This is a genomic window from Brevibacillus agri (assembly GCF_004117055.1).
Classification (GTDB): Bacteria; Bacillota; Bacilli; order Brevibacillales; family Brevibacillaceae; genus Brevibacillus; species Brevibacillus agri.
The window spans coordinates 5,045,228-5,063,074 of the sequence record NZ_CP026363.1 but is presented as its reverse complement, the minus strand read 5'-3'; the positions used below and the strand labels follow the sequence as shown (position 1 = coordinate 5,063,074).

13 protein-coding genes are annotated in these 17,847 nt (G+C 51.3%); 9 read left to right on the top strand and 4 right to left on the bottom strand.

Annotation, left to right across the window (positions count from 1 at the left end; translation table 11 throughout):
- Nucleotides 1-79 precede the first annotated feature (79 nt).
- The 4 genes from BA6348_RS24850 to BA6348_RS24830 all read right to left on the bottom strand — a co-directional run bounded on the left by BA6348_RS24850 (nt 80) and on the right by BA6348_RS24830 (nt 4,346).
- Nucleotides 80-1,069, bottom strand: a complete 990-nt coding sequence (locus tag BA6348_RS24850; RefSeq protein ID WP_005830866.1) for a hypothetical protein — start codon at nt 1,067-1,069, stop codon at nt 80-82.
- A gap of 179 nt (nt 1,070-1,248) precedes the next feature.
- Nucleotides 1,249-1,788 (bottom strand): hypothetical protein, encoded by a 540-nt coding sequence (locus BA6348_RS24845; RefSeq protein ID WP_242507410.1) that lies wholly within the window; start codon nt 1,786-1,788, stop codon nt 1,249-1,251.
- Between the two features lie 444 nt (nt 1,789-2,232).
- Nucleotides 2,233-3,900, bottom strand: coding sequence for an MDR family MFS transporter (locus tag BA6348_RS24835; protein ID WP_026558195.1), 1,668 nt, complete (start codon nt 3,898-3,900; stop codon nt 2,233-2,235).
- Nucleotides 3,897-4,346: a MarR family winged helix-turn-helix transcriptional regulator gene (locus BA6348_RS24830; RefSeq protein WP_005830858.1), complete on the bottom strand. Its 450-nt coding sequence runs from the start codon at nt 4,344-4,346 to the stop codon at nt 3,897-3,899. Before BA6348_RS24830 ends, BA6348_RS24835 begins: the two co-directional genes overlap by 4 nt.
- Nucleotides 4,347-4,617: 271 nt before the next feature.
- Here BA6348_RS24830 and BA6348_RS24825 point away from each other — a divergent pair, with 271 nt between their 5' ends.
- The 9 genes from BA6348_RS24825 to BA6348_RS24785 all read left to right on the top strand — a co-directional run bounded on the left by BA6348_RS24825 (nt 4,618) and on the right by BA6348_RS24785 (nt 17,751).
- Complete coding sequence (locus BA6348_RS24825; protein ID WP_122952961.1) at nt 4,618-6,405, top strand: amidohydrolase; 1,788 nt, start codon at nt 4,618-4,620, stop codon at nt 6,403-6,405.
- Nucleotides 6,406-6,562: 157 nt separating this feature from the next.
- Nucleotides 6,563-7,000, top strand: a complete 438-nt coding sequence (locus BA6348_RS24820) for a GNAT family N-acetyltransferase (RefSeq protein WP_241752896.1) — start codon at nt 6,563-6,565, stop codon at nt 6,998-7,000.
- Nucleotides 7,001-7,187: 187 nt separating this feature from the next.
- Complete coding sequence (locus BA6348_RS24815) at nt 7,188-7,970, top strand: ABC transporter ATP-binding protein (protein WP_174435214.1); 783 nt, start codon at nt 7,188-7,190, stop codon at nt 7,968-7,970.
- A 12-nt stretch (nt 7,971-7,982) separates the two neighbouring features.
- The gene (locus BA6348_RS24810; RefSeq protein WP_122952942.1) at nt 7,983-9,863 is read left to right on the top strand and encodes an ABC transporter permease; all 1,881 of its coding nucleotides are present in this window, start codon (nt 7,983-7,985) and stop codon (nt 9,861-9,863) included.
- 283 nt (nt 9,864-10,146) lie between these two features.
- Nucleotides 10,147-11,442 (top strand): hypothetical protein, encoded by a 1,296-nt coding sequence (locus BA6348_RS24805; protein WP_122952943.1) that lies wholly within the window; start codon nt 10,147-10,149, stop codon nt 11,440-11,442.
- A 290-nt stretch (nt 11,443-11,732) separates the two neighbouring features.
- A complete protein-coding gene (locus BA6348_RS24800; protein WP_005830841.1) occupies nt 11,733-12,770 on the top strand; it encodes an ABC transporter substrate-binding protein in 1,038 nt (345 codons plus the stop codon).
- Complete coding sequence (gene fhuB, locus BA6348_RS24795) at nt 12,767-14,863, top strand: Fe(3+)-hydroxamate ABC transporter permease FhuB (RefSeq protein ID WP_081414779.1); 2,097 nt, start codon at nt 12,767-12,769, stop codon at nt 14,861-14,863. Before BA6348_RS24800 ends, fhuB begins: the two co-directional genes overlap by 4 nt.
- A gap of 114 nt (nt 14,864-14,977) precedes the next feature.
- Nucleotides 14,978-16,609, top strand: coding sequence for a helix-turn-helix domain-containing protein (locus BA6348_RS24790; RefSeq protein WP_122952944.1), 1,632 nt, complete (start codon nt 14,978-14,980; stop codon nt 16,607-16,609).
- Nucleotides 16,610-16,713: 104 nt separating this feature from the next.
- Nucleotides 16,714-17,751: an ABC transporter substrate-binding protein gene (locus BA6348_RS24785; protein WP_007780089.1), complete on the top strand. Its 1,038-nt coding sequence runs from the start codon at nt 16,714-16,716 to the stop codon at nt 17,749-17,751.
- Nucleotides 17,752-17,847: the final 96 nt, after the last annotated feature.

The window sequence follows — 17,847 nt, the reverse complement described above, 5'->3', positions numbered from 1 at the left end:
CTTTACCAAAAAAAGAGAAAGTACCTTGGATTTCACACCTAAAAGTAGTTCTCCAAGATACTTTCGAAATTTGGATTAATTACTTGTAAAATTCTAAATCTGAGTCACTCGTATAATACGGGCAATCATCGGCCATATGTTCTACTAATCCTAATTGCCCCCATTTGGATTTAACTTTAATCATACTTGCTTGATCTTTTCCAGGTGCAGGTGGGCCAGAATAAACTGTCGTAACTATCCCAGTGTGTTCATTACCTCTTACATCGTAGTAAATTTTGCTATCTCCAGAAGCAGAACTCCTTTTTTTATAACTCCCATCTGTCATATAGGCGCCAGGGTCATTCATCCAATATTTGTTGCTAGAAGAAGTACTGTACCAAGCATAGGAATGACAATTGTAATTTGTTGTAGCTGATCTTAGGAGAGTAGTACGAGGATATGCCCTTTCAACCTCCCGATCCAGAGCTTTAATCTCCGCAGAAGATAAACGTTCCCCTAGTTGCAACACTTCCACCTTAGTGCCCTTTGGTGTCTTTACATATATAGCAGCCGCTGCCCGTTTTGGTTCTTCCGTAAGCTCTTCCACTTCTTCTACTTCGTTTGGAGATAACTTCTCTTTAATCTCACTTTGTTCTAAAATAATTTCAAGATTCTTCAAGTCTAACATTTCATCTGAAGATGCTTTCTTAACTCCCTTCGATTCTTTTGTCACTTTGTATTTCTCAAGTAGCTTCGAAGCAGCATCTTCTCTTTTCAGCAGTTCCTTTAGACCGTTGAAATTGGATGAAACAGCAGAAAAACCTTGTTCAAAAGAATCGTATGCATACATGTCGATCAGGAACGGATAGTCTAAAACAGTTTCAACAAGCTCTTCGGTTGACAATTGTTCCAAAACATCCTCAGGTATTTGGCTTACCTTTTGGCGTTCCATTTTGCTTTCAAGTGCTTTCCACTCAGTTGTTCCGGGTTTCACGGGGTACTCATATCCGCCAACTTTTTCTGCACTAGCAGGTGCGACTAAGCTTATCGCTAATAAAAACACGGGCAAAGCTCTCTTAAATAATTTCATACCTTTCCTTCCTTTTCATACGATTTGGAAAAAATAAAGAAATGGTCAATCTTGAAAGTTGTTCTAAAATCTAACCTCCCATCGCATTAGATTTCATATATGGTTTGATTCTTTGATGAGCAAAAATGATTATCTGTTTCCTTAGTTCAAATGAGCAACTTTGTTTCAATTCGAAAGCATTAGTAAGCATCTGTTTTTATTACAAATCCAAATGGATATTCCTTATCATCTTTATAAGCATTGATTCGAAAACCTCTATAAACCGTTTGACACGGTTCATCGTTCGAATTTAAAGCAGAAGCGAAGTGCTTCTCTAATTTGAATTGATATTTATTGTCTATCCGGGTAAAGGCAACATTCTTGATTTCTTTATCCGTATATAATTGTTCACCTTTAGAATTTAGGAGAATGTCCAAAATAGTTATGTTATCATATACTGTTTCACCAAAATCGATGGTAACTGTCTCACCGTTTTTGTAGTATTTAATCTCTTGGGGAACTGTTGGGTCAAACGCAAATTTGAATTGGTCTTTGAGATTTTGATTACCGCTTAATTCATATAATTTAATAGTGTCTGCTCCAATCATTGCACTTCCCTGCTTGCTAATTGGATTTTCAGTGACACTACTATTCTCTTCCTTATTGTCAGTGGCCCCCCCACATCCGCTAATTCCCACTAAGATCAACAATAATAATAGAAAGTTTTTTAACAGGTTCATCTTCGTCACCCCATTTAGGAATTGTCATGTTTCTATTTGTGAATTCTATTGTGAAACAAAATCCATAAAAAATATATCATAATTGGAATTAACAGGGAACAGGACCTGCGTTCTATTTCAAAATAATGTAAAAAATCCTTTATTCAAGAGAGTTCTCGAAATCGTATTGAACTAAAACAAGCAGCTTTGTACAGTTCCCATACGAGTTCCCTTGCCCGCGAGTGCTCCTGGAAAGTGGAGTACGTCCTGCTTCCCTGCTTCCGTATGATTATGAAAAAGCGGCCAAACTCGCAGAGGAAGCCGGGCGCATGGACTATGCCCATGCGATCCGGACGGGCAGAGCGCGGCTGTAAAACGAGCATAGCGACCGGAGTGTCGGGCAACAAAAAAGGGGTGCACGTCAGTGTGCTCCCCTTTTTCTTCTATAATAAATATGTCTTACTCTCAAGCTTTTCCTGCAGCCTGCGCACCGTCCCATTCGGCGGTACTTGTCGCCCGCTTTTCGTTTTCGGACGATTTTTTTTGCTCCGGGGTGTTTTGGCTGCGCAGCGGGATTTCTTTCAGGAACAGCGCGATCACGACCGCAAAGCCAGCGACAATTGCTCCGGTCAAAAAGGTGGTCGTAATGCCGTAGCTCATCGCTTCGCGGATCGTGTCCAGCATGTGGGCAAACACGGTCTGCGACTCAGGCGGCAAGCTGTGCAGCGCCGCTTCGATTTTGGGCTGATCGAGCAAATTTTGTGGATTGGTGAACAGCGACAGCTTTTCAGCCAACGCCGGATCAGCAGGCATCGAGGCAGCGCCCTGGCTCATGGTAGCCGAGAGCTGGTTCATTTTTGCAGACATGCTGGCGCTCATGACGCTGCCCATGACGGCAATCCCGATCGTACCGCCCAGGTTGCGGAACAACTGGGAGGTAGCGGTGGCGACACCCAGCTCCTGCGGTGCGACTGCGTTTTGCACAGTCAAGGAGAAGACGGGCATCGCGATGCCCATGCCCAGGCCGAGCACGATCATGTACAGCACGAGCAAATAAATCGGCGTGGTCGGCACCATGAAGTACATCAGCACCATGCCGAGCGTCATGACGAGCAGCCCGCTGATCGCCATCTTTTTGTATTTGCCTGTTTTGGTCATCAATTGTCCGGCGAGCGCAGACGTCACGAGCATGGCAATCGACATCGGCATGGCGACGTAGCCTGCCATGGTAGGCGAGATTCCTTTTACGCCCTGGACAAAAAACGGAACGTAGATGATCGCTCCCATCATCCCGGCATTCAGGAAAAAGCCGACCAGATTGGAGACGGTGAAAATGCTGTTTTTAAACAAGCCAAGCGGCAGCACAGGTGTTTTTACCCGCGTCTCGACCCACAGGAACACGAGCAAGGACACGACGGTGACAGCCAGGAGGCCGAGAATTTGCCAGGAGCCCCAGGCGTATTTGTGCAGGCCTTCTCCTGCCCAGGAAAAAGCAAGCAGCATCGGAACGATGGTCGTCGTCAAGAACAGGGAGCCGAAGTAGTCGACGGATTCGCCCTGGCGTTTTTCCACCTGCGGAAAATGAAGCAAAATCAAGGTGAAGGCGATCAGCCCGATCGGCAGGAAAATCCAGAATACCCAATGCCAGTCGAGATGATCGACAATATATCCGCCGAGGAGCGGACCCGCGACGCTGGAAACGCCGAATACCGCGCTCATGACTCCGGTCCATTTGGCTCGCTCGCGAGGCTCATACAGGTCGCCCATGGCGGTGAAGGCGGTGGACATGATGATACCGGCACCTGCCCCTTGAATGGCGCGATAGGCGATCAACTGAAAGATCGTGGCGGAAAAGCCGGATAGCAAAGCGCCGATGCTGAACAGCCCGATCCCGGCCAAAATAAACGGCTTGCGCCCGTAAATGTCCGACAGCTTGCCGACCAGGACGGAAGCGACGGTGGAAGTCAGCAAGTAAATGGTGATGGCCCAAGAGTAATAATCCATGCCGCCCAGCTTGGCGATAATGCGCGGCATGGCGACGCCGATGATCGTTTGGTTGATCGCGGAAAAGAACATCGCCGTGATGATCGCGATCATGATCGTCACTTTCTTTTTTTCGGTTAACCCGTTCATGCGTGATTCTCCTCTCTTCGCTGTTCGATGTTAAGCAAGACTTGCCTGTAGATGCGGTTCAGGTGCTGAAGGTCTTCTTCCGACAGCCCGGCAAACAAGTCTCCGATCGTTTTTTTCAGTTCCACTCTGTATTGCTGCAAAATCGCTTTTCCCTTCTCGGTAATTTCCAGGTAGACTACCCGGCGATCGTGGCTGACCCGGCTGCGGCTGGCGTAACCGCAGGCGATCAGTTTATCGGAAAGGCTGGTCACTGCTCCGGGAGTGATCTGCAAAAGCTCGGCCAGAGCCGACGCTTTTTGCGGACCGTTTTTATCCAGCATCCGCAGAAGCATGGCTTGCGACGCGGAGACGAGCGGGTCCAGCCGCTTGTGCCATTTTGCTGAGACACTTCGCTGCACCTGGATGTAGAGCTGTTCAAAATCAGTAAGACCGGATTGGCTCGGCATGCTAATCGCTCCTGTTTTAAATGTAAAATAATATACATAGTTAATAATTAAATGCTTGAAACATTAATCAGTGTAAATGTTCTGCTCGGGGATGTCAAATCTACCTTTTACCAAATGAACAAGTTCATTCGATGAAAATCGAGGTGTTTCGCCAAAAATCGGGAAAAAGTCGAGTTTGCCGGAGGGATTTCATGGAATTTTCTGAGTTGTGGTGCTACAATCAAGTTTGTCGTGTTTGGCATCATGGAAAAAGAGATAGGTGGGGATTTTTTTGTTCGGAAAAAAATGGACCAGCGCATTGCTGGCAACGGCGCTGATGATTCCGCTGCCCGCATTCGCTGCGCAAGGAACGAGCCAGGCGGCGGGACAAGCCTCTGGTCAGGCGACTGCGGATGCTGCGAAGCAGGCAGTCGTGCAGCCGGCCGATGTCGTGTTGTCGGGCGGCGCCGTGTACACCGTGGACAGAAACAGAAACTGGGCACAGGCTGTCGCGATTCGCGGCGGCGAGATCGTCTACGTAGGCACGGATGAGGGCGCAAAGGCGTACATCGGGAAAAGTACGAAGGTAACCGACTTGAAAGGGCAAATGGTGCTGCCAGGCTTCATCGACAGCCATACCCATGCGAGCAAAACAACCGGGCTGATCTATTCCATCGACCTGTTTGACGCGGGCTCGATGGAGGAGTACACAGAGGTGGTTTCCGCGTTTGTCAAGGCGCATCCACAAGAAGTAGCCTTGCAAGGACGCGGCTGGAGCAATCCGGTAGCGCCGGGGATCGGTCCGCGCAAAGAAGTGCTGGACGCCATCTTGCCAAACATTCCGATCGCTCTGACCTCGGATGACGGACATTCTCTGTGGGTCAATTCCGCCGCGCTGAAACTGGCGGGCATTACAAAGGAAACGAAAAATCCGGAAGGCGGCATTATCGAGCGCGATCCAGAGACAGGCGAACCGTCGGGAACGCTGCGCGAAAAAGCAATGGATCTCGTGCTGTCCAAAATCGGCGGCTACACCGTGCAGCAGTACAAAGCGGGAATCGAGGAGTATCAGCATAAAGCGGTTGAGCGCGGCGTGACGACTGTCCGCGACCCAGACATGCTACGCTATCCGAACGTGCTGGAAGCGTATGAGGAGCTGGCTCGCGAAAACAGGCTGACTATCCGTTTTCGCAATGCCATCACCGCCAACCCGGACAAAGGACCTGAGCAGATTGCCGAGTTTGTGAAAATTCGCGAGCGCAACCAAAACCCGCTGTTCCAGGTGAACGCCGTCAAAATTTTCATGGACGGAGTCGTCGAAGGTGCTACTGCATACCTGGAAAAGCCGTATGAGCACAAGCACACGAACGGCGAATTGATCTGGAAGCCAGAGGTGTACAACAAGACGGCAGCGGCCGCTGACAAGGCGGGCTTCCAACTGCACGTTCACTCCATCGGCGACGCTTCCACCCGGATCGCGCTGGATGGCATGGAGTACGCGGAACAGCAAAACGGCAAACACGATGCCCGTCACTCGCTCGTTCATTTGCAACTGGTCAACCAGGAGGACATCGCCCGCTTCAAAAAGCTCGGAGCTGTCGGCATCGTGCAGCCGTTCTGGTTCATGCAGGAGGACGGCTACTACGACGAGATCGAGGTGCCGTATCTCGGCCAGGAGCGCGCAGAAAAAGAATACCCGATGAAAAGCTTCCTGAATCAAGGCGTGCATGTAGCGTCCTCTTCGGACTACATCGTGACGCCTGAGTTCAATCCGCTCCACGGCATCCAGCAGGGCATTACGCGCATCGAAGACGGCGTGACCGATCCGGCGAAAATCGCCAATCCGAATGAGCGCGCCACCCTGCCTGACATGATCGCCAGCTTCACGATTGACGGCGCGTACGCCAACCACGTTGACGACATCACCGGATCGATCGAGGTGGGCAAAAAAGCGGACCTGATCGTGCTGGACAAAAATCTGTTTGCGATCCCGGCTACAGAGATCAAGAATGCGAAAGTCGTGCTGACCTTGGTAGAAGGAAAAGAAGTGTACAGCCTGAAAGCTGCTGCTGCAAAATAAACCAGACCCCCAAAAATGGCCATCCGTGCTGCGATGGCCATTTTTCTTTTGGCGATGCGTTGGCTTTTTTTACAAATTCAGAGGGATTTTGTATGTTGGTCGGAGAATCGGTCAGTACATGCCAAAAGCTGAATGGGAAAAGAAAGGGAGAGAGAAAATGCTGCAAATACGCAGAGCACACGTGGACGAGGCAGGCGCACTGAGCGACCTCTGTTTTCGTTCCAAAGCCTATTGGGGCTACAGTGACGCATTCATGGAGGCATGCCGCGAAGATTTGACGGTGACGCCAGATTACATAGAGACGGGGCTTGTGATTGTGCTGGAAGACGAGAATCGTCTCTTAGGGTTTATGGGACTGGAACAACTTGAGGAAAGCGGCCGCTGGTTGCTGAAGGATTTGTTTGTCGAACCAGACGCAATCGGAAAAGGCTATGGAAAAACATTGTGGGAGCACATGCGGAAGCTAGCGAAGGAGTTGCGGATTGGCAGCCTATTGATCCATAGCGCCCGCATGCGGAAGCGTTTTATTTGGCGAGGGGAGCAAAGCGCATCGGGGAGAGAGACAACAGCGACAAAGCCATCCCGTTACGGATAACGGATGGCTTTTTTGCGTTCCCAAGCGCTTGGCGCCCCACGGAACCAGCCAACCTTTCTTTTCCCCTCCCACGACCTTACAAAAACGAAAGCGAACTGTAAGGTAGATCAATAGCTCCCTATATGGAAACGAGTTACAGTAAATAGCGAAGAGAACCACGGTAGGCAGCCGAATGCCAAAAAAACGAATGGAGGAACAACGAGTGAGTACAGCCGTACTGGAAGTCAAAAACGTCCAAAAAATATACGGGACAAAGGGCGAGAGCCAGTCCCACGCCTTGAAGGGCGTATCGCTGACGATCGAAAAAGGAGAGTTCGTAGGAATCATGGGCCCGTCCGGCTCGGGGAAAACGACGCTCCTGAACGTCATCTCCACGCTGGATCGGCCATCGGAGGGCTTCATCCAGATAGCCGGAACGAACATTACACAAATGAAACAAAACCAGTTGGCCGATTTCCGCTCGCAAAAGCTCGGTTTCATTTTTCAAGATTTCAACCTGCTGGAAAATTTGACGGTGTACGAAAACATCGCGCTGCCGCTGTCGCTGCAGGGTGTGCCTTCCAAAGAGATCAGCGCCAAAGTGAACAAGGTCGCGCAAACGCTTGGCATCAGCGAGATTTTGCAAAAGTATCCGGTGCAAATTTCCGGGGGACAAAAGCAACGCGCTGCGGCGGCGCGCGCACTGGTGCATGAGCCGGCGATTTTGCTTGCGGACGAGCCGACGGGTGCGCTCGATTCGAAAAACGCGAAAAGCTTGCTGGAAACGATGTCCGACCTGAACGAAAACCACCAGGTGTCGATCATGATGGTCACGCACGACGCTTTTAGCGCGAGCTACTGCAAACGCATCCTGTTCATCCAGGACGGCAGCTTGTACACCGAAATTCACCGCGAAACGGACCGTCAGCAATTTTTTAAACAAATTTTGGATGTACTGGCTGAGCTGGGTGCAGCTCATGATGGGCGCTAGGAGGAAGTTGTCATGTTGTGGAAGCTGTCGTTATCGAGTATGCGCAAGATGATGAAGGACTACCTGGTGCTCCTGGTCGGACTCGTCATTTCCATTTCGATTTTTTACATGTTCCAGACGTTAGGCATGAATAGTGAGTACGTGAAAGCGAACTCGATGATCCGCTCGATCGGGATCGTTTTCAATGTAGGGGCCTTTCTGCTGGCGTTCATTACGATCTTCTACATCTTTTACGCGAACTCGTTTTTGCTCTCGCTAAGACGCAAAGAGCTGGGGATGTACATGGTGCTCGGGGCGAAGAAAGCCAGGATCAGCCAGATGTTGTTCGGGGAAACTTTGCTGATGGGAGTTGTCTCCCTTGTGATCGGCAGCCTTGTCGGAATCGTGTTGTCCAGCGGAATCGGGCAATTGCTGATGAGCTTGCTGGACATTTCCACTGAAGGGTACCATCCGTTTTACTTGCCGTCTTTGCTGATGACGTGGGGCTTTTTCCTCGTGCTGTTCCTGATTACGTCGACGATCAACGCCATTCGGCTGGCGCGGGCGACAGAGCTGGATCTTATACGCGCCGAGCAGCAAAATGACAAAGTCAAGGCAAAAGGCGTCGGCACGATTGTCGTGGCTATCCTTGGGATATCGCTGGTAGCTTTTGGCTACTACTTGTTGACTCACCTCAGAGAATACGTCGCACTTGGCTTCATCGTCGGGGCTGTCGTGACGACGATTGGGACCTATCTGATCTTTATCTCGCTCTTGCCTGTATTCGTCCAGATGTTGAAGAACAACAAAAAGCTGAACGACTGTCAATTGAATGCCTTCACCTTTGCCCAGCTTCGTTTTCGGGTCAACAACCTGACGAAAATATTGGGAACCGTCGCGATGCTGATCGCCTTGGGCGTCGGCGCGATGGCGGGCGGGCTGGCTTTCCAGCAAAACGTAGAGCTGGTGGCGAGCATCGGGCGCATCTACGACATCACCTTGCACGATCCGGTCGAGGAAGATTATCAGGCGCTTGCCAACATGCAAGTGCTGGAGCAAAATACGTATCGCTACAAAAAGGACGAGAAAGCCTACTACTTTACCAAAGAAGACTTGCTGGCGCATCCTCCGCTCATCTCGACCAATACGATGGAGCAGTATTCGCCGGATAACGAGCCAAAGCGGGTGACGCAGCCGCTGCCGGAAAAGGCGTACATCATGTATAACGATCCGGCCGAAGATCCGCAGCTTGCCTCGGTGCCGGATGAGTGGAGCCAAGCGATTTCCCGCGAGTTCATCAGCAGTTACGAGATGCTCTCGGACCATGCCGTGCAAATCGTCGACCAGGAGACGTATGCGGCAATCAAGGGCAGCGAGCACAAAGTTCTCGTGGCGCAAGTGGATGACTACCTCAAGTACAAAGCCGACTTGAAAGCGATGGACGAGCGCCAAATGAAGCTGCTCAAACCTGAGCATGTTGACGAGGACCATGAAGTCTCCATCAACTCCAAATACAGCACGTACCAGCAAGTGTACGCTTTTACCAGCGGCACGATGTTTATGGGCTTTTTCCTCGGGATTGCGTTCCTGGCGATGATGGCAAGTTGCCTGATGTTCAAAATTTTGTCCGGGGCCACCCGCGACAAAGACCGCTACAGCATGTTGCGAAAAATCGGCGTGCGCAAGGAGCTGCTGGTCGGCTCGATCTACAAGGAGCTGTTTGTCGTGTTCGTCTTCCCGGCTTTGCTGGGCCTGCTGCACGTGCTCGTTGGGATGGAAATGTTTTCGATCATCCTGCTGGACCCATATGTAAACATCTGGATTCCAACGGTCATTTTCGTAGCCGTGTACGCGATCTACTACCTCGTCACAGTTCAGCTCTACCGGGGGATTGTGTTGCCGAAAGAAGTGTAGCAGAAGGAAGTAAAAAGGAAAAATCCTCCTCGCATGAGGGGGATTTTTGGTTGTTGGGCGAGCGCTTATCGTTAGCCAAAGACAGTGGAGTCTATTGCGAGGTGGAATCTGAGGAAGCCCAGGGCTAATGCTTGTCCCAATGTACACAACTCAGTTTGAGACGAGGGCAAGTCGATTAGAACTGTCAAACCAGAAAATGTTAGGTATAATAAAGGCACTCTCCAATGATTGACATTTAAGTATTATAAATGGTGTTTTTTATGCGAAAAAGGAGTTGAGTTTGATGAAGGGGAGAAAAATACTAAAAATTTCGACGTGTATTGTTCTACTCATGACAGTGGTTGCGGGTAACTTTGGTGTTGAAGCTCAAGAAGTAGAGATTACTACCTCAAAAATAAAACAAGGCCCTTTTAAAATTGGCGTAATTGGCTATGAGCAAAATAGCGCTGTCGGTAAAACAATTGAAGAAGCTACCCGTGAACAGAGAAGTCTTGGTAAAGTAGAGGAATCCATCCAAATACTAGAAGAGGATATTCAAGAAATTCCAGATGAGATCGATGCGCTTTGGATCGCTGAATCGAATCTAAAGGACACGAAGGTGAAAAAATGGTATAAACAAGCTAAAAAAGAACACAAGCCTTTTTATATTTTCGGCGAAAAACTTGATGCGGAAAATATCATAAACACTTTTGAACCGGATTTGGGTTTGTCCCCTGAGTATCCGAAAGATTCAACATACTCGCTTGATCTGTTTGGTTACAAATTTGAAAATAACCAGGTGAAATTGTCATCTGTTATCTCGATTAATCGAGAAAATCAAGGCTATAATCTGGAAGATCTCGAGAATATCACAAAGAGATACAATATTAAAATAAATAAGATCGCTAACCCTCGAAAATCCCAAATTAGCTTTCTAAGTCCAAATATAGCCAAAGCAGCGGGAATAGACGTGAACCTTCCAGATTCATTTTCAAATATATACACTTGGGAAACGGAAATGAATAACTTTATTGATATTAATTCTACCCAACAGAGACTAGCAAAATCATACCATGTCTGGGAAGTTTATAAAGATGACACTCCCTCTAACCCTGATACAAAAAGCTATGTCTATTTCCGTGCAGACCAGCCGCTTAGTGAAATTGAAGTTTTTGAATCGAGAGAATTTGTGGACAGACTTGATGCGGATAAAACAAGTAATATCATTACAAAGGGGTGGCTTCCTGATGATTCCAGTATTTCTGGTAGTGTAGATTTTGATCTTACATGGCCTCCCGGCGCGAGAGTATCTTGGGATACATCTGGAGACATAGAGATTTTTGATTCAAATGGAAGTCTTTCCGGCGATTGGCATGAATTTAAGGTAGAGGACAATGAGTATTTTGATGATGTTCTAAGGGAATCTGATGTTTGGGTATCTTCACAGTCGTACACGATTAGTCAGAATGCAAAGGGACATAAAATAGGTCATGACTTCGAGGCAACAATCGATGGCCATTCAGGCCGAGCAGAGCCAGCAGAGGTTGATAACGGGGATACTTCCGGTAACTTGTACTTCTGTTGGGTTGTAAGAAGGTAAACCCTTTTTAAATCTTATTCCTATTTTCTAGGCACTCGGAATGAACGGAGTGTCTTTTTTTATGCCAAAAAGACCGTCAAAACCCTCGCAAAATCCGGGACAAAACGGTACTTGGGGCGAATGACTACTTCATTTCGCCTCGATCAGCAAGGCACGAAAATCGAACATATCTGCATATTCTAATATTGACAAAGAAAATGATAATCATTATCATTGCATAGTGGAAGACATGACCATCGCCAGTAATCATCCTTAGAATGCTTGCAACGTAAAAAAGGGGGAGTCATCGCATGCGTATCACGAAGTTACCAATCCTGCTCGTCTTTTTGTCTGCCATGCTTCTGTTGGCAGCGTGCGGGAACGGAGGGACTGCTACTCAAAACGCCCAATCCGGTTCCGGGCAGGCACAGCCGGCAGCATCTGCGCAGCCAGAGGCAGACAAGGCGGCGGAAGAACAAGTGCGCACTGTCAAGCACTTGATGGGAGAAACGACAATCAAAGGCGTTCCTAAGCGCGTTGTTGCTCTGGAATGGAGCAGCGCTGAGCATGTTCTGGCTCTCGGCATGCAGCCTGTAGGAATTGCCGATATTCCAAATATGAAAAAGTGGGTCAAGCTCCCTGTGGAAATTGCCCCGGATGTAGTGGACGTGGGAAGCCGCGTCGCGCCAAACTTGGAATCTATCATGCTCCTCAAGCCTGACCTCATTATCGGCATGAAGCGCAACGTGGAAGCGAACTACGACGAGTTGAGCAAAATTGCGCCAACCATCGCGTTTGAATCCAACCCGGCAGAAGGCCAGGGCGATCAATATACCCAAATGATTGCCACTTTTAAGGAAATTGCCGATATTTTGGGCAAAAATGCGGAAGCAGAAAATGTGCTGAAAGAGCTCGACAAAACTTATGCAGAGGCAAAAGAGCGAATTGTCAAAGCTGGCATGGACAAAACGCCAATCGTACTCGCCATGGGTTACAGCAACCAGAACGCAGTAGAATTCCGTCTGTCCACGGACAACTCTACCGCGATCCAAATTCTGAACCGCGTCGGACTGACCAACGCATACAAACCTAAGAAATTTGAGATGAACGGAATGACGACGACAGACGTGGAAGCACTTCCTGCGCTCCAGGATGCCAACTTCCTGCACATCATTCAGGACGATGACAACGTCATCGAGAACCAGTTGAAAAACAACCCGGTTTGGAACGGCCTCAAATTTGTCAAAGAAAATCGCATTTACGCATTGGGCGGCGACATGTGGCCATACGGCGGTCCATTGTCCGCACAAATCATGGCGAAAAAAGCTGCTGATCTGCTGGCGAAATGAGTCTGGCCAAGCGTGAAAGCGATGCCCCAAGCGGCATCCATCAAGCCCCTTCTTCTTCAAGAGAAGGCTTGAGGCCGTTATGGATGCTGCTTGGCGGCCTCGTGCTTCTGGTGTTGCTCACATTTGTCAGCCTGACACAAGGACTGGCTGACATCTCGGTACGTACCGTGATCGAAGCGATCCTCTCCCCACAAGATATTGCCGACCATCAGATGATTCACGGCGTCCGTCTGCCGAGAACGGTGATGGGGCTCTTATCCGGCGCGGCTTTGGCGGTTGCGGGAGCGATGATGCAGACCGTGACGCGAAATCCGCTTGCTTCGGAAACGACGCTGGGCGTAAATGCCGGAGCCTATTTGTTTGTCGTTTTCGGAATGGTTTTTTGGCCGGCGATCCTGCACCAGTACCCGCTGCCATTTGCCATGGCGGGAGGGATACTGGCTGCTGCTGCCGTTTACTACATGGCGGGTGGGCGAAAAGGAACGCCCGTGCGCGTAGCTTTGTCCGGGATGATCGTTACCCTGGTGTTTTCTTCGCTGACCAGTGCCATTATTTTGTTTAATGAAGAAACGACACAGGGCATCTTCATCTGGGGTTCAGGCTCGTTGAAGCAAAACGACTGGACAGGGGTGCAGTTCAGTTGGCCGCTGATATTGCTCGGGGTGGCAGCGAGCTGCCTGATGGCCAGACAGCTTGACGTGCTCAGCTTTAACGAAGAAACAGCGCAGTCGCTTGGGCAAAAGGTCGGCAAAACGCGCCTGATCGCCATGCTCATCGCGATTTTGATTACGTGTGTCAGCGTCAGCGTAGTCGGGCCGATCGGCTTTATCGGGCTGGTGGCACCGCATCTGGTGCGGCTCAGCGGGCTGACAAGACACATCTGGCTTTTGCCGATCAGTGCGATCTGGGGGGCGGCGCTGCTCGTTGTCTCTGACACGATCTCACGCACGTTTATCAATGCGTACGGCGAGCTGCCTGCAGGTGCGATTACGGCGGCGATTGGCGGGCCGTGGCTGATCTGGCTGGCGATGCGGGTATCCCGCAAGCTGAGCGGAGGCACAGGCTCCGGGGCGCAGACCTCGATGAGCGTAGGCGGCTGGCAGCGCAAAGTTCCGTATCCGATCGTCGTCGTCATCTTGTGCGTGCTGCTCGTCCTCGTCTGGATGTCCGGCCTGGCAATCGGGAATCTGTATTTGCCTTGGGCGGAAATCATCGCCGTTTTCATGGGACAAGGAAACGAGATGTACAGCCAGCTTCTGTTCGAGCTGCGGATGCCGCGGCTTTTGACCGCGATGCTGGCGGGAGTGGCCTTGGCGATCAGCGGTAGCCTCATGCAAAGCGCCGTGCGCAACCCGCTCGCTGATCCGCAAATCGTCGGGGTGACCAGCGGTGCGAGCGTGGGAGCCATCCTGCTGCTGCTCGTGTTCCCGCAGTTTTCCGCGTGGATGCCGCTGGGAGCCATGCTCGGAGGGATTGTCTCTGCCACGATTGTGTACGCCGTTTCGTGGCGGAGGGGCTTGAACCCGATCATTCTCACTCTGGTCGGGATCGCGGTTGCCGCAGCAGGCGCCGCTTTTATCAATATTTTGATCGTAAAAGCACAGCTTTTGGCTGCACCGGCGCTCGCCTGGATGGCAGGCAGCACATACGGACGCGGCTGGACGGAAATAAGCCGACTGCTGCCCGCGATCCTCGTGCTGACTCCGCTCGCCTGGTGGCTGGGACGCCGCGTGGACCTGCTCGCCTTTAACGATGAAAGCTCGATTGGCTTGGGCTTGCAAGTTCGCCGGACGCGACTCGCTGTAGCGGTCATTGCGGTGCTGCTCGCTTCGGCGGCTGTTGCCAGCGTCGGGGCTGTAGGGTTTATCGGCTTGCTCGCGCCGCATGCGGCACGCTTGCTGGTCGGGGCTCACCACCGCAGGGCAGTCGTCGTCTCCGCGCTGTTGGGCGCGGTCTTGCTGGCCGCCTCCGACTTGCTCGGGAGAGTCGTGATGATTCCAAAAGACATCCCGTCAGGCATCGTGGTTGCGCTGTTGGGTGCGCCGTATTTGTTCCTGCTGATGTTCCGTGCGGCAAAAGTACGACAATCGTAGACAGAGATGCGATCCAGCATGATCGAACAAAAAAGGAGTAGTACAGGCGGCTGCACCGACGCTTGGCTACTTTTTTCTTGTACAGATAATGACGAAAGCAAGGATGTGAGTCTGATGAGGAACAGCCGGGGTTGTCATGCTTATGTATGGACTGCTTTTCGCAAGCAGCGGTTGAAAAGAGGCTTTCGTCTGCGGCAACTGCGACTGGAAGAATACGTCCTCTGCTATGTGGCAGAAGGCAGCGGAGAGATTACCGTCAATGGCAAAAAGCATGGAATCGAGGCGGGCACGCTCATCATGCTGACTCCTGCGATGCGCATTGACGAGCTGTCCGTTCCCTCGGGACCGCTGCAGATGTATCGGCTGCACTATACGCGGATCGACGCGGCATCGCCAGCAGGCGGCAAGCAAGCGGCAGCACCCGGCGCACAGAAGCGGCTGGCGGGGGAAGCGGCGGGAGCAGAAGTGTTTCCTGTCGCGTCCGCATCCGCTTTTGTGACGAAGCTGGAGGAGTTGTACCGCTTGGGGCAAGAAGCGGACGAATGCCTGCATCTGCGCGCCCAGTCGTTGTTTTACGACTTGCTCGCCACGGCTTGCGAGGAGCGAAGCGCTCGGGCAAAAGGCGGGGACAGCTCCGTTGCCGCGACGATTGACTACATGAAAAAGCATTTTCGCGAGGCTTTGGACCTCGGGGCCTTGCCCAAGCTGGCCGGGTTGACGCCAAGCTCCTACTGCCGGGCGTTCAAGCGGGCAGTCGGGATGACGCCGGGGGAGTATTTGACGCAGCTTAGGATGGAGGAGGCGAAGGCGATGCTGTCCTCGTCTTCTTCCGCCAATCGCGTCAAAGACGTGGCCCGCAGTGTCGGCTTTTCGGATGAGCTTTATTTCAGCCGTCTATTCAAAAAGCGGGAAGGCTTGTCGCCGCAAATTTACATGAAGCAGGCGGGCCAGCGCGTGGCGATCGCGAGCAAGCTGTTTTTGCAAGATCACTTCCTCGCGATCGGGATTCAGCCGATTGCCGCCCCGTCGTTTCCCAACTATTTCCCGACGCGAACCGGGTTTCCGGTTTATTTGCAGCAGCGCCTGCGCGGAACGAAGGCGTTGAATGCGGAGCGCAGCATCACGCCGCAGGAGGTTTTGCCTTTGTCGCCTGACGTGATTGTGCAGATCGACACGGGACAGGAGCAGGGGCAGGGAGAGTGGAAAAAGCTCGGGGAGACGTTCATGTTCAACGGCTACTTGAGTTGGCACGAGTATCAACGGCAGATCGGCACGGTTTTCAATAAGGAGAACCAGGCCCAGCGGATTATCGACCACGTGCAAAAAGTGGAGAAAGCGGCAAGAGAGGCGCTTCTCCCCGTCACGCGCCAAGGCGAATGGACGATCGTCCGGGTGCTGGAGAATGAGGTGCGGCTGTACGGGACGGAAGGGCACGCCTTGACCGACCTGTATTATGACAAGCTCGGCTTCCAGCCCGATCCGCATGTGACACACGCCTCCTACAAGCCTGACGCGTTGATGGAGCTGGTCAGGATCGACCCTGAGCGCATCATCCTGTTCTGGAGCGAAAAAGAGGACGTGGAGCGCCTGTGGCCGAACCCGCTGTGGCAAAGCTTGCGGGCTGTTCGGGAAAACAAGGTGTACTATCCGGAGAGCAAAAATTGGGACCCGTGGGGGCCGCTGGGCAGGGAGTACATGATCGAGCAGTGCACGGCGTACTTTTTGCGGGCAATCCCGTCCATATAAAACAGGCAATGGCGTGCATGGAAAAGCGGGAGCAGTCTCTATATACTATCAATTGATAATGGTTATCAATCAAGCGACTGATAGAAGTGGGGGCATATCTCGATATGAAAAGAAAGACCAGCGCACGAACCATGCGCCACATCATGACCAGCTTTTTCTCCCTTTGCATGCTGTTTGTTCTGGCAGGCTGCGGAGGAGGCGCCAATCAGGCACAGCAGACACAGCAGCCAGCCCAGCAACAAGCGACGACGGAGCAAAGCACAACGGCCGCCCAGCCAGCTCCAGCGGAAGCAGGCGAAGTGCGCGAGATCAAGCACGCCATGGGTACGACCCAGATCAAAGGAACGCCGCAACGCGTCATCATCCTGACCAACGAAGGAACGGAAGCGCTGCTCGCTCTCGGCGTGAAGCCAATCGCTGCCGTGCAATCGTGGGAAGGCGAACCTTGGTACGACCATATCAAGGACGAGATGGCAGGGGTAGAGTCTCTCGGCTTTGAAACCGAGCCGAACCTCGAAAAGATTGTATCGCTTTCCCCAGACCTGATTATCGGAAACAAAGTCCGTCATGAAAAAGTGTACGACCAACTGTCCAAGGTCGCGCCAACCGTGTTCGCGGAAGAGCTGTCGGGCAGATGGAAAACCAACTTCGCTCTCTATGCCGAAGCGGTGAACAAAAAAGCGGAAGGCGAGAAGGTGCTCAAGGAGTTTGACGAGCGCGTAGCCGCAGCCAAAGAAAAGCTTGGCTCGAAGACGGCTACCAAAGTATCCGTAGCGAAATTCTCGAAAAAAGGCGTGCAGATTTACCAAAAGGATACCTTCAGCGGTGTCTTGCTCGAACAACTGGGCATCGCGCGTCCAGCTTCGCAAGACGTGAACAACTTCGCGGAGTTCGTGTCCGAAGAAGGCATGTCCGTCATGGATGGAGACGTCCTGTTCTACTGGGTATCGGAAGAAAAAGGCGCCACCGATATTACCAACATGGCGAAAAAGTGGATGGACAGCCCAGTTTTCAAATCGTTGAACGTATCGAAAAACAACCAAGTATTCCAGGTTAGCGAGACGATCTGGAACACAGCAGGCGGCATCAAAGCGGCCAACCTGCTGCTCGACGACATCATGAAGCGCCTTGATGTCCAGTAAATAGCGAGCCAATCCAATAAACAACGCAACGCACAAGACCTCATCCGGGCAAGGGATGAGGTCTTTTTTTGTTTGCAGCCGTGCAAGTGCAACCAA

Excerpts from the sequence above, each read along its gene's own strand:
- BA6348_RS24850 (WP_005830866.1), bottom strand. The coding sequence starts at position 1,069 with ATGAAATTATTTAAGAGAGCTTTGCCCGTGTTTTTATTAGCGATAAGC.
- BA6348_RS24845 (WP_242507410.1), bottom strand. The coding sequence starts at position 1,788 with ATGAACCTGTTAAAAAACTTTCTATTATTATTGTTGATCTTAGTGGGA.
- BA6348_RS24835 (WP_026558195.1), bottom strand. The coding sequence starts at position 3,900 with ATGAACGGGTTAACCGAAAAAAAGAAAGTGACGATCATGATCGCGATC.
- BA6348_RS24830 (WP_005830858.1), bottom strand. The coding sequence starts at position 4,346 with ATGCCGAGCCAATCCGGTCTTACTGATTTTGAACAGCTCTACATCCAG.
- BA6348_RS24820 (WP_241752896.1), top strand. The coding sequence starts at position 6,563 with ATGCTGCAAATACGCAGAGCACACGTGGACGAGGCAGGCGCACTGAGC.
- BA6348_RS24815 (WP_174435214.1), top strand. The coding sequence starts at position 7,188 with ATGGAGGAACAACGAGTGAGTACAGCCGTACTGGAAGTCAAAAACGTC.
- BA6348_RS24810 (WP_122952942.1), top strand. The coding sequence starts at position 7,983 with ATGTTGTGGAAGCTGTCGTTATCGAGTATGCGCAAGATGATGAAGGAC.
- BA6348_RS24805 (WP_122952943.1), top strand. The coding sequence starts at position 10,147 with ATGAAGGGGAGAAAAATACTAAAAATTTCGACGTGTATTGTTCTACTC.
- BA6348_RS24800 (WP_005830841.1), top strand. The coding sequence starts at position 11,733 with ATGCGTATCACGAAGTTACCAATCCTGCTCGTCTTTTTGTCTGCCATG.
- fhuB (WP_081414779.1), top strand. The coding sequence starts at position 12,767 with ATGAGTCTGGCCAAGCGTGAAAGCGATGCCCCAAGCGGCATCCATCAA.
- BA6348_RS24790 (WP_122952944.1), top strand. The coding sequence starts at position 14,978 with ATGAGGAACAGCCGGGGTTGTCATGCTTATGTATGGACTGCTTTTCGC.
- BA6348_RS24785 (WP_007780089.1), top strand. The coding sequence starts at position 16,714 with ATGAAAAGAAAGACCAGCGCACGAACCATGCGCCACATCATGACCAGC.